Source organism: Marinomonas sp. ATLA20, from assembly GCF_057180105.1.
In genome coordinates this window covers 121,698-133,624 of the sequence record NZ_JBXUKU010000001.1, presented here as the reverse complement: position 1 = coordinate 133,624, position 11,927 = coordinate 121,698, and the positions used below count along the sequence as shown (strand labels likewise).

Sequence of the window (11,927 nt, the reverse complement as noted above, 5' to 3'; positions counted from 1 at the left end):
CGTTAACATAAAAAAACAGCATGGTGTTTTAGTAAGGCCGCATATTGTTATAGAGCATTAAGCGTTTTTTTGACTGCTTTTCACTCTGCTGAATCAAAAAAATGCATGTCTGGATAATGCTGACACTTTAGTGACAGAAGGGATAAATTGTCTTTCGAAAAAGTCGTTTTTTTTTATAAGAAAGTCCGACTGGACAAGAATAAGCATAGCAGTCATTTATTCTTGTGCAGAAGTTTTGAGAGGTGATGGCAATGCTTATAAGTGGGAGAGGGTTGTTGGGTTTTATGAATTAGGACCGAGAATCAGCGATTACCAAATTGTTTTTGGTATTTTAATGGCGTAATTCCAAGAGTCTGAGAGAACACATTAGTCATGGCGCTTTGGCTGGAGAAACCACACATTTCGGCCACTTGAATAGGTGGAAAACCTTCGGCGAGTAAGCTTTGAGCACGTTCTAAGCGCTTGCGCATTAAGTATTGATGCGGTGTCATGCCGGTACGATCTTTGAAACGTTCGTGAAACTGACTGACACTCAAAAAGCAAAAGTTTGCTAATTGATCAATATGAACGCGACGAGACAAATTTAGCTCGATAAACTGGTCCAGTTTATCGATATCGAGATGATTGCCTCGGGAGCGTACATCTTTGTTATTGATCTGATGACGAATGGCGCTTAACAAGGTATTGCCGCAAGCACGAGCCAGAATCATATCGTTTGGGTATTGCTGTAATTCACCAGACAGAGCTGAAGCCAGTATTTGCAAGCGAGGATTGAGCTGAAAATACGCCGCCTGATCAAACAAACGCGATACGATTTCGTATTCTTCGTCGGTAATGCCTTTTTGCGGTGGAACAGGCAGGTTAACCACCATGATACGATTTTCTCCCAGACCCGCAAACGCATGACTGTTCTCTGACGGAAGAATACAACCTTCGCCAGTATGCAGTTGCTTGCCTTTGCCTTCTATGTCGAAATCGGTATTGCCATCCAGCACGATTACCAGTTGATGATAATCATGATCATGGGCATCGGCTTCGGAAGGCAGGCTGAAAACATCGGAATCAGAATCAGTCAAAATATGCCTTTTAAATAAACATTAATCAGAAAGTATAGCGGCCTTAAGGCTGCTTTAGTAGCGTATTTTTGTGAAGATGTCGGATTTTACCGCATGAATAGAGTGTTTACAGTGAATAAAGAAGCATATGGAAGGGAAAAGTAAAGACGGCGCTCAACGTCATAAAGAGCTTATTAAGACGCCGTCTTTTTGTTCTACTAGGATGCTAGCTTATACGAATAACAAGGTTACCTAGCGCACCAGACTTTAAGACATCATCGTGTGCTTGTGCTAATTCGGTAAGCGGGTAGCTATGACGAATAACGGGCTTTAGCACGCCTCTTTCAAACAATGGACGCAAGGACTTTGCAATCAAGGCCAGTTCGGCTGGTTTCACATTAGCCAATGCCACACCGACGACAGAGGCATCACGCGCCATTAAGTCACGAGGGTTGATTTCAACCGTACCGCGGTTGCCGACAACCGCCACACAACCACCAAAGGCCAAGGCTTTTAAGTCTTGATCTAAGTTGTGGTTGGCCAGCATCTCGATAACAATATCAAAACCCGCCTCTAACGATTGATAAGGCGCAAGATGGTCTGCTTCATTGTGCATAATGATGTTAGTAACACCTTGCTGACGCAGCAATTCAGCACCTTCTACCGTACCTGAGCTGGCAACCACGTCCATGCCTGCAGCCAATGCTAATTGCACCGTGGCAATACCGACAGCGCCGGTTGCGCCATGTACTAATACCTTGTCACCGGCTTTGCCGTTGGCACGACCAAATAAAGCTCGATGCGCTGTTGTATAAGGAATACCGACACAAGCCCCTTCTTCGAAAGACAAAGCATCTGCCAGCGGATACGTATGAGTTGCCGCGCAAGCGGCAAACTCAGCCGAGGAACCGCTTAGGTTACGACTAAAATAAACACGCTGACCTATCTCGAAACCAACAACATTAGCGCCCAGTTCCGCAATCGTACCTGCGCCATCAGAACCTGGTGTGTGCGGGAAATTGGCTGAGTAATTATTGGTTCCTGAGCGAATGTAAGTGTCCACTGGGTTCACACCAGCCGCACCGACTTGAACCAAAATTTGGTCTTCGTTGATGCTTGGCTTTGGCGCATCAGCCAGCGATAAATCGCTGGCTGAGCCGTAGTCTGTCATTTGCATTGCTTTCATGTTTTTGTCCTAACTTAATGAGTATTTTTGTTTTTCATAAGTTGTTCTGTGTTTTTGTATTAATCCGCGTAAACCTGTTCAGGCAACCAAGTCGCTAATTCTGGCCAGACTGACAACATTATTAATACAAATATTTGGATTAGAATAAAAGGTAGCACCCCTTTATAAATAGACTGGGTTTTTAATTCTGGTGGCGCAACACCACGCAAGTAAAACAGTGCGAATCCAAATGGTGGTGTTAGGAACGATGTCTGTAAGTTGATAGCCATCATAATCCCCAACCACACTGGGTCTAAGCCCATAGCGAGCAGCACTGGCGCAACGATTGGTACAACCACAAAAGTGATTTCAATGAAGTCTAAGATGAAGCCAAGGAAGAACATCAGCAACATTACGACGATCATTGCGCCAACTACGCCACCAGGCAATTGCGAGAAGAAGTCTTGAATCAGTTCTTCGCCACCAAAACCTCGGAATACCAAAGAAAATAACGAGGCACCGATCAGGATCATGAACACCATGCAGGTGACTTTAGTCGTCGAATACACAGCGTCTTTCAAGGTTGGAAGGCTTAGCTTGCCACTTCCAATCGCCAACAAAGCGGCGCCTAATGCGCCAACGCCAGCGGCTTCAGTCGGTGTCGCAATCCCACTAAGAATAGATCCCAATACGGCGAAGATAAGTACTAAAGGCGGTACCAATCCTTTAAACAGTTGAACGACTAAGGATTCGTTTGAGCCATTACGTAATTCTTCACGAGGCACTGCGGGCGCTTTGTGCGGCTGCAACCAAGCGACCATGATAACGTAAAGAATATAAAGGCCGACCAATATCAATCCAGGTATTAAGGCACCAACAAACAAATCACCCACAGAGATTGTTTTAGGTGAAAAAATCCCCATTTCTAATTGCGCTTTTTGATACGCATTGGACATGACGTCGCCTAATAAAACCAAGGCAATGGATGGTGGAATGATTTGACCTAATGTTCCTGTGGCGCAAATAGTCCCCGCCGCTAAAGCCGGATCGTAACCACGACGCAACATGGTGGGTAACGAGATCATACCCATAGTTACCACGGTCGCACCCACAATACCTGTGCTTGCTGCCAGCAACATGCCCACCAGAATAACGGAAATGCCTAAACCGCCACGCAAGGTGCCAAATAGCATCGCCATGGAGTCGAGTAGTTTCTCAGCCAACTTGGATTTTTCGAGCAAAACGCCCATCAGCACAAAAAGCGGGACAGCGATTAGGGTTTCATTGCCGATAATACCGAATAAACGGTTTGGCAAGGCTTCTAGGAAAACGCTATCAAAGGTACCGAACAAAGAGCCAACAGCCGCAAAAATAAGCGCTGTACCACCCAGAGAAAATGCGACAGGGTAACCGAACAGCAAGCAGACACAAACGCCGGCAAAGAGCCATAAAGGAATAAATTCAGCCATTAGTTTTGTCCTTTAGCCTGTCTATTAATGGGGGAGCGAGCCGCAGTCACAACGCCAATATTTTTTAAAATATCAGCCGAACCTTGAATGATCATACTCACCATCATGATGGGAATTAACGTCTTTAGAAGATACACAAAAGGTAAGCCGCCCGGTTCAGGAGAGGTCTCTAATACGCGCCAAGAAGCACTCACGTAATCAAAACTCAAATACGCAGTATAAAGTGTGAATGGCAGAAGGAAGAAAAGGCCGCCAATGATATTCACCCACGCTTTTTTAGTGACAGAGAAATCACGATAAAAAACATCCACGCGAACGTGTTCATCATCTTTAAAGGTATACGCCGCGCCCAACATAAAGACCATAGCATGCATATAAAGCACGGACTCTTGTAGAGCAATCGCACCAATATCAAAGCCATAACGCAAAAGTACGATGAGGCATGTAAGCAGCATCATCGCTAATGTAAGCCAAGCAACGCACCTTCCCATGTAATGGGAAATCGCCTCAGCCGAACTGACCAGTTTGTTTAACATTAAAATACCCACAGTTTTTAATCATTTTTTATCGGACGTTTAAAGAGCCCACAGTGCCTATAAAATCCGGATCGTTAGTCTATTGGATAACGCCACGCTTGGGAATATTACAGGCGGCGCGAAAGGCCTGTTAGAAGGTATTTAACGGAAATTAAGCGGTTCTTTGTGATAAAAACAACGCAGAGGAAGTATAGGAGTGTTTATTGAGGCTACATTGGTTTTCTCTTAATTGTGTAAAGCCTCAACATTTTTTTTTGAAATATTTCATTGTTTAACATTTTTGTCACATAAGCCTTTTATAGTGAAAAACATCGAACGAGCTATGGGCAGTTGCTCATAAATATTTGACTACAACCACTGAGGTTTATGTGATGAAAAAACTAGTTGCAGGTTTAGCGATGACAGCGGCAGTAGGCGTTTCTGTTAACGCTTTTGCAGATGTTGATTCAAATTTGATGTCTTACAGCAAAGCAAGTGGCGTTTCTGGCAATATTTCAAGTGTTGGCTCTGACACCCTAGCGAACCTAATGACATTGTGGGCGGAAGACTTTAAACGTCTGTACCCAAATGTAAATATTCAAATTCAAGCGGCAGGTTCTTCTACTGCGCCACCAGCGTTGACAGAAGGTACGTCTAACTTCGGTCCTATGTCTCGTATGATGAAAGACAAAGAGATCGCAGCGTTCGAGAAAAAATACGGCTACAAGCCAACTGCAGTTCCAGTAGCAATCGATGCTCTAGCAGTATTCGTACACAAAGATAACCCAATCAAAGGTTTGTCTCTTCCTGAAGTAGATGCCATTTTCTCTTCTACTCGTAAGGGTGGTCACAGCGAAGACATTACTAACTGGGGCAAAGCTGGTCTGACTGGTGCTTGGGCGAACCGTGATATTCAATTGTTTGGTCGTAACTCAGTATCTGGTACTTACGGTTACTTTAAAGAGCACGCGCTTTTCAAAGGTGACTTCAAAAACTCTGTAAACGAGCAACCAGGTTCTGCTTCTGTTGTTCAGTCTGTTTCTACGTCTCTTAACGGTATTGGTTACTCTGGTATCGGTTACAAAACGTCTTCTGTACGCGCTGTTCCTTTGACGAAGAAAGAAGGTGGTAAGTTCATCGATGCAACGATTGAAAACGCAGCAACTGGCGCATACCCATTGTCTCGTTTCCTTTACGTTTATGTAAACAAAGCGCCTAATAAGCCGCTTGAACCACTACAGCGTGAATTCGTTAAAATGGTACTTTCTAAAATGGGTCAAGAGGTTGTCGTAAAAGACGGCTATGTTCCTCTTCCAGCGAAAGTAGCTACTAAGTACCTGAAAGATTTAGGTATTAACTAAGTAACGCTGTAGCGAGCTACGGACGATATGCTTAAAGTAGGAGGGCCAAAATGCTCTCCTACTTTTCTTGGTTCGTAGGCTGTCACACTACTGTCATATAAAAACGTCACACAACAAAGATGAATGCGGATGACTAAATCAACTGACCATCAGATGCCTGAACTGGATTTCAATACGCCAGCTTTAAAGCGTCATCGTAAAATTCGCGCCCTGAAAGACCGTATGGCTGGAATGGGCATTGCCGTGGGGGGCAGCAGTGTTATTTTGGCTGTTCTGCTTATTTGCTTCTACTTACTTTATGAAGTGGCGCCCTTGTTTTCCAGCGCCAGTATTGATCTTGAGGCGAGTTACACTTTGCCTGCAGAGGATCAAGGAAAAAGCCTTTATTTAACGACGGAGGAGCAATCCGAAGTCGGAATGCGAGTGACAAGCAATGGTAGTATCGTCTTCTTCTCTGTTGCTGACGGCAGCGTGATCAACACCATTAAAAACCTTCGTACTGAAAAAGTAACGGCGTTTGCGGTTGAATCGGATACCAGTCGTTTGATTGCATTTGGTTACGAAGATGGTAAAGCGTTAATCGTAAAACATGATTACAAAATTTCTTACCCTGGCGGCACACGTAAAATCACCCCAGTTGTGGAATACCCATACGGTGAAGAGCCGATAGATGTGGCCGATTTCGCGATTAATAAACTCACCCTACGTGATGGTAGTGATAGTTTAACGATTGCTGCGATTGGTGATTCAAGCAGCGCGATCACTAAGGTAACGAAAGACGTCAATTTCATTACCGAAGAAGTGGAATTGAGTGAGCAAAGCGAGCCGTTACCATTCGTTCCTGATGTAGCTAGTATGCTGCTGAGTGGTGATCAACGTTATCTTTATGTTGCAACGCGATCAGGCGCGATGAGCGAGTTTGACCTGCGTGACTTTGATAATATTGAATTAAAAGACGAGATCGCTTTAATCAAAGAGGCCGATACCAAGCTGGTATCGATGACGTATCTGCTAGGCAAATCATCCATCATGGTGGCGGACACTTCTGGCCGAGTGAGCCAGTGGTTCAATGTACGTAACGATGACACGAATGAAGAAAAACTCACCTTCATCCGAGACGTAAAACAACCCGTTGCTTTAGTGGATTTGGCAATGGAACAACGTCGTAAAGGCTTTGCCACACTGGATGAGCGTGGCTTGGTTGCTATTTATAATGCCACTTCGACTCGCCAAGTGCTAAACGAAAAATTGAGTGATGACAATGCTCGTCTAATCAGTTTTGCACCGCGAGCAAACGGCTTACTTCTGGAAGACGACAAAGGATTGCATTTCTTCTACGTAGATAACGAGCACCCAGAAGTGTCTTGGTCTTCCTTGTGGGGCAAAGTCTGGTACGAAGGGTATCAAGAGCCGACTTACACTTGGCAGTCTTCTGCAGCGAATAATGATTTTGAGCCAAAATACAGTTTGATGCCTTTGGCATTTGGTACTTTAAAAGCGGCCTTTTACGCGATGTTGATGGCAGTACCATTGGCAATTTGTGGTGCAATCTATACGGCTTACTTCATGGCGCCAGCCTTGCGTCGTAAGATCAAGCCTGTCATCGAGCTAATGGAAGCTTTACCGACAGTAATATTGGGTTTCTTAGCCGGTTTGTTCTTCGCGCCTTTCTTAGAAGAAAACCTAGCGGCGACCTTCAGTATTTTCGTCGTACTTCCGGTGGGTATTCTATTGTTTGCTTATCTTTGGTCGCGTCTGCCTCAGCAAATTCGCTGGATGGTGCCTGAAGGTTGGCAGCCATTATTGCTGATTCCTGTCATCGTTTTCTTGGCTTGGTTTTGTTTGGCAATGAGTCCAATCATCGAGTTGAGCTTCTTTGACGGCAATATTCGTGGCTGGATTACCAATGATCTTGGTATCACATTTGACCAACGCAACGCGCTGGTGGTGGGGTTTGCCATGGGCTTTGCGGTTATCCCGACTATCTTCTCTATTACCGAAGACGCCATCTTTAGTGTGCCAAAAGCCTTAACTCAAGGTTCATTGGCATTGGGGGCAACGTATTGGCAGACCATGACGCGTGTTGTATTACCGACTGCGAGCCCAGGTATCTTCTCGGCCGTCATGATTGGTATGGGCCGTGCCGTTGGTGAAACCATGATCGTCTTGATGGCGACAGGTAACACGCCAATTATGGACTTCAACATCTTTGAAGGTATGCGGACATTAGCTGCTAACTTAGCGGTAGAAGTGCCTGAATCTGAAGTGGGAAGCTCTCACTATCGTATCTTGTTCTTAGCTGCGTTTGTGCTCTTTATCTTCACCTTCGTGGTGAACACAATCGCTGAAACCGTGCGTCAGCACCTACGCAAAAAATACGGGTCGCTATAATGAGTACTGAAATGAAAATGAAGAAAAAATCCGTATCCGAATGGGTGAAGTCTGGTGATCCATGGGTGTGGTTAAACGCAGGTGCCGTGGCGATTTCTGTCATCATGGTTGTCGGTTTGTTATTACTGATTGCGGTGCGTGGTCTAGGACATTTTTGGCCTGCTGATGTGGTTGAAACACATTATGCGTTGCCAGGTGAGTCCGAATACAATCTAGTTGCAGAACGTGTTGAAAGCGTAGAAGTGCCTGCGGCTCAGTTGCGCGAAGCTGGGATTGATATACCTGACAATCATCAGTTAATGCAGCGTACTTTGATGAAAACCGGCAACCGTGACGTGTATGGTTCGGACTTTCGTTGGGTGATCGATGAGTATCTTACAGAGACTAAACGCCCTGAGATGATGTTTACGGCAGAGCGTCGTGAGTGGGGTAACTTATATGGTTACCTAAAAGCGGTCAAAGAAGACGGCAAAATCGTGTCTCAAACCTCGGATCTGACACCTACAGATTCTGCGTTAGCAACTTGGAATACGTTTGAGAAAAGCATCGAACGTGCTGCGAGAATTTTCGATGAAATTCATGTCATTGAGAAAAAAGACATTGGTAAGATCAACTACGCATTGGAGCGTATTCGTCTTGAGCAGCGTCGTTTAGAGTTAGAAGGTAAGCTAACGCCAGCCGCTGAAGCCGATTTGGCAGTAGAGCGTAGCCAATACGATGAAGAGTATAAAGGTTTACAGCAAAGCCTGATTGACCTTTACGCTCAGATCAATCGTGATACCTTCATTGTTCAAGTGATGGACGGCACAGAGCATGAAATGCCAGTGGCAAAAATTGTTCATGCCTTCCGCCCTAATGCGATGAATGTCGGTCAGAAGATGGGATTCTACTTTACTAAAGTGTGGGAATTCTTATCTGATGAGCCTCGTGAAGCCAACACCGAAGGCGGCGTGTTCCCAGCTATTTTCGGTACGGTCATGATGGTTCTGCTGATGACAGTGATAGTGACGCCATTTGGTGTGGTTGCGGCGGTTTATCTTCGTGAATATGCATCGCAAGGTTGGGTGACTCGTATTATACGTATCGCAGTAAACAACTTAGCGGGCGTGCCTTCCATCGTTTACGGTGTGTTTGGTTTAGGTTTCTTTATTTACTTCCTAGGGTCAGGTATTGACCAAGCTTTCTTCCCAGAAGCCTTGCCATCACCTACCTTTGGTACTGGCGGCTTGATGTGGGCATCTATTACGCTCGCGCTATTGACCGTGCCTGTGGTTATTGTGGCAACCGAAGAAGGTTTGTCACGTATTCCTCGCAACGTACGTGAAGGCAGCTTGGCATTGGGTGCAACAAAATTTGAAACTTTATGGCGTGTTGTTCTGCCAATGGCGAGTCCAGCTATTATGACTGGGGTTATTTTGGCGGTAGCGCGAGCGGCGGGTGAAGTAGCACCGTTGATGTTGGTGGGTGTGGTGAAATTAGCGCCATCGTTGCCATTGGATGGTAACTATCCTTACATCCATTTGGATCAAAAATTCATGCACTTAGGTTTCCATATTTATGATGTGGGTTTCCAAAGTCCGAACGTAGAAGCCGCACGACCATTGGTGTACGCAACAGCCTTATTGCTTGTGATTGTTATTGCGCTATTAAACTTGTCGGCAGTGACGATCCGAAATCATTTACGTGAAAAATACAAATCGCTGGAAATGTAAGCGGCGGAGAAGAGATTATTATGAGCGACGTTAAAACACACTCAATTGATATTTCAGCAATGCAGCGTAGCCAACAGGCGTTGCGCATTGAAGATGAAACCGTTTGCCTATCTGTAAACGATTTGCACCTGTACTACGGTGAAAAAGAAGCGCTGAAAGGCGTGAATATGATCATTCCAGAGAAAAAGGTTACTGCGTTTATCGGGCCTTCTGGTTGTGGTAAATCAACGTTATTGCGTTGCTTTAACCGCATGAATGATTTAGTTGATGGTTGCCGTATTACGGGTGAAATCAACTTACGAGATGAGAATATCTATGCGAAAGGCACTGATGTAGCTGAGTTACGTCGTCGCGTTGGCATGGTGTTCCAGAAGCCAAACCCGTTCCCAAAAAGCATTTACGAAAACGTGGCTTATGGCCTTCGTATTCAAGGGATTAATAAAAAGCGCTTGCTTGATGAAACCGTTGAGTGGGCACTTCGCTCAGCGGCGTTGTGGGACGAAGTAAAAGACCGTCTACATGAAAGTGCCTTGGGCATGTCAGGTGGTCAGCAACAGCGTTTGGTTATCGCTCGTACGGTGGCGGTAAAACCTGAAGTGCTGCTGTTGGATGAGCCTGCTTCTGCATTGGATCCTATTTCAACGTTGAAAATTGAAGAACTGATCCATGAGTTGAAAAACGAGTTCACTATCGCGATTGTGACACACAACATGCAGCAAGCTGCGCGTGTTTCTGACTATACTGCGTTTATGTACATGGGCGATTTGGTTGAGTTTGGCGACACGAACACCTTGTTCACGAACCCAAGTAAACAACAAACAGAAGACTACATCACGGGCCGCTACGGCTAGGCGGAGGACGCATTATGAAAGAATTAACAACGGATCATATTTCTCAGCAGTTTAACAACGAGCTGGAACTGCTTCGCCAACACTTTTTGACCATGGGTGGTGTCGTAGAGAACCAAGTTCAAGACGCGGTACAAGCGTTATTAGACGCGAATGGCTCTTTGGCAGAAGACGTAAAAAATCAAGACGCGACGGTGAATCAGCTAGACGGTTTGATCGACGAAGAATGTCGTCGTATCTTGGCGAAACGCCAACCTGCGGCGTCTGACTTACGCATGATTTTGTCGATCAGCAAAGCGGTCAGTGAGCTTGAGCGTATCGGTGACGAAGCGAAGAAAATTGCCAATCTGACCTTAAATTTGATCAATGAAGGCGAGTCTCCTCGTGGTTACGTAGAGATCAACCGCATCGGTCAAATGGTGTCGCGTATGATTCATGACTCTTTAGACGCCTATGCTCGTTTAGATATTGATGCTGCCATTAAAGTCGCGAAACAAGATCGCGCAGTAGATCAAGAATACAACACAGCGATGCGTTCTTTGGTGACTTACATGATGGAAGATCCACGCAGTATTTCTCGTGTGATTAATGTTATTTGGGTATTACGTTCTTTAGAGCGTATCGGCGATCATGCTCGTCATACCTGTCAGCATTTGATCTTCATGGTAAAAGGCGTTGATGTTCGTCATGTTAATGTGAATGATCTTTCTGTTGAAATGAATAAGAAATAACTCTTGTTGCCGACCTCTTGGTTTGATTCGAAAGCCAAGAGGTCGATATTTCCCATTCACTCTTCGTTATTTCTCCTCTGCAATCATTGTATTTTCACTGTTTATGGGTGGGCTATCGGGCCGACTTTGTTATCATCTGCTTTTCGTTTTAACGGGTGTGAAATACGATGTTTACCATAGAAACCAATCCTACCGCTTCTGTCGAAGAATCTTATCGTGAGTTAAATGCTCAACTAGCTGCATTGCTAAGTGGAGAGCGCGATTTCATCTGTAATGCCGCTCAATTTTCCGCGTTTGTGATGCAAACGGTGGCGGATCTGAATTGGTCCGGTTTCTACTTTGCCCGTGGCGAGGAATTGGTGCTTGGGCCGTATGTTGGCAAAGTGGCGTGTACTCGCATCCCATTTGGTCGTGGCGTGTGTGGCAAAGCCGCGACGTCCCTGCAAACCCAACGTATTGAAGATGTGCATGCCTTTGATGGTCATATCGCGTGTGATGCGGCTTCAGCAAGTGAAGTGGTTATTCCTGTAATTGTTGGTGGCAAATTGCTTGCCGTGTTTGATATGGACAGCCCGAAAGTAGGGCGTTTTTCTGAAATTGACCAAGCGGGATTGGAGTCTTTTGTGGCCACCTTTATTGAAGCCACAGACTGCGTTTGGTCAATCTAAGAGTAAGCGTTG

At 45.2% G+C, this 11,927-nt stretch carries 10 protein-coding genes; 6 read left to right on the top strand and 4 right to left on the bottom strand.

What is annotated here, in order from left to right:
• Positions 1 to 302: 302 nt before the first annotated feature.
• From AC2A4J_RS00565 to AC2A4J_RS00550, 4 genes are all read right to left on the bottom strand, one after another.
• A complete protein-coding gene (locus AC2A4J_RS00565) occupies positions 303 to 1,076 on the bottom strand; it encodes a helix-turn-helix domain-containing protein (protein ID WP_255827253.1) in 774 nt (257 codons plus the stop codon).
• Between the two features lie 205 nt (positions 1,077 to 1,281).
• Complete coding sequence (locus AC2A4J_RS00560) at positions 1,282 to 2,241, bottom strand: NADPH:quinone reductase (RefSeq protein ID WP_484174497.1); 960 nt, start codon at positions 2,239 to 2,241, stop codon at positions 1,282 to 1,284.
• Between the two features lie 59 nt (positions 2,242 to 2,300).
• Complete coding sequence (locus AC2A4J_RS00555) at positions 2,301 to 3,689, bottom strand: TRAP transporter large permease (RefSeq protein ID WP_484174496.1); 1,389 nt, start codon at positions 3,687 to 3,689, stop codon at positions 2,301 to 2,303.
• Entirely contained in the window at positions 3,689 to 4,225 is a 537-nt protein-coding gene (locus tag AC2A4J_RS00550) for a TRAP transporter small permease subunit (RefSeq protein ID WP_484174495.1), read from the bottom strand. Before AC2A4J_RS00550 ends, AC2A4J_RS00555 begins: the two co-directional genes overlap by 1 nt.
• A gap of 371 nt (positions 4,226 to 4,596) precedes the next feature.
• On the opposite strand from AC2A4J_RS00550, the gene AC2A4J_RS00545 reads away from it, so the two are divergent.
• From AC2A4J_RS00545 to AC2A4J_RS00520, 6 genes are all read left to right on the top strand, one after another.
• A complete protein-coding gene (locus AC2A4J_RS00545) occupies positions 4,597 to 5,565 on the top strand; it encodes a PstS family phosphate ABC transporter substrate-binding protein (protein ID WP_255827249.1) in 969 nt (322 codons plus the stop codon).
• 129 nt (positions 5,566 to 5,694) lie between these two features.
• Positions 5,695 to 7,956 carry an ABC transporter permease subunit gene (locus AC2A4J_RS00540; protein WP_484174494.1) on the top strand — a complete coding sequence of 754 codons (2,262 nt, stop codon included), beginning with the start codon at positions 5,695 to 5,697 and terminating at the stop codon, positions 7,954 to 7,956.
• A gap of 11 nt (positions 7,957 to 7,967) precedes the next feature.
• Complete coding sequence (gene pstA / locus AC2A4J_RS00535; RefSeq protein ID WP_484174493.1) at positions 7,968 to 9,668, top strand: phosphate ABC transporter permease PstA; 1,701 nt, start codon at positions 7,968 to 7,970, stop codon at positions 9,666 to 9,668.
• A gap of 20 nt (positions 9,669 to 9,688) precedes the next feature.
• Positions 9,689 to 10,519, top strand: coding sequence for a phosphate ABC transporter ATP-binding protein PstB (gene pstB, locus AC2A4J_RS00530; RefSeq protein WP_304941371.1), 831 nt, complete (start codon positions 9,689 to 9,691; stop codon positions 10,517 to 10,519).
• A gap of 14 nt (positions 10,520 to 10,533) precedes the next feature.
• Complete coding sequence (gene phoU / locus AC2A4J_RS00525; protein WP_212917022.1) at positions 10,534 to 11,247, top strand: phosphate signaling complex protein PhoU; 714 nt, start codon at positions 10,534 to 10,536, stop codon at positions 11,245 to 11,247.
• Between the two features lie 167 nt (positions 11,248 to 11,414).
• Positions 11,415 to 11,915, top strand: a complete 501-nt coding sequence (locus AC2A4J_RS00520) for a GAF domain-containing protein (RefSeq protein WP_484174492.1) — start codon at positions 11,415 to 11,417, stop codon at positions 11,913 to 11,915.
• Positions 11,916 to 11,927 lie beyond the last annotated feature (12 nt).

Coding starts and splice junctions, on each gene's coding strand:
- pstA (WP_484174493.1), top strand. CDS start 7,968: ATGAAAATGAAGAAAAAATCCGTATCCGAATGGGTGAAGTCTGGTGAT.
- AC2A4J_RS00550 (WP_484174495.1), bottom strand. CDS start 4,225: ATGTTAAACAAACTGGTCAGTTCGGCTGAGGCGATTTCCCATTACATG.
- phoU (WP_212917022.1), top strand. CDS start 10,534: ATGAAAGAATTAACAACGGATCATATTTCTCAGCAGTTTAACAACGAG.
- AC2A4J_RS00555 (WP_484174496.1), bottom strand. CDS start 3,689: ATGGCTGAATTTATTCCTTTATGGCTCTTTGCCGGCGTTTGTGTCTGC.
- AC2A4J_RS00540 (WP_484174494.1), top strand. CDS start 5,695: ATGACTAAATCAACTGACCATCAGATGCCTGAACTGGATTTCAATACG.
- pstB (WP_304941371.1), top strand. CDS start 9,689: ATGAGCGACGTTAAAACACACTCAATTGATATTTCAGCAATGCAGCGT.
- AC2A4J_RS00520 (WP_484174492.1), top strand. CDS start 11,415: ATGTTTACCATAGAAACCAATCCTACCGCTTCTGTCGAAGAATCTTAT.
- AC2A4J_RS00545 (WP_255827249.1), top strand. CDS start 4,597: ATGAAAAAACTAGTTGCAGGTTTAGCGATGACAGCGGCAGTAGGCGTT.
- AC2A4J_RS00560 (WP_484174497.1), bottom strand. CDS start 2,241: ATGAAAGCAATGCAAATGACAGACTACGGCTCAGCCAGCGATTTATCG.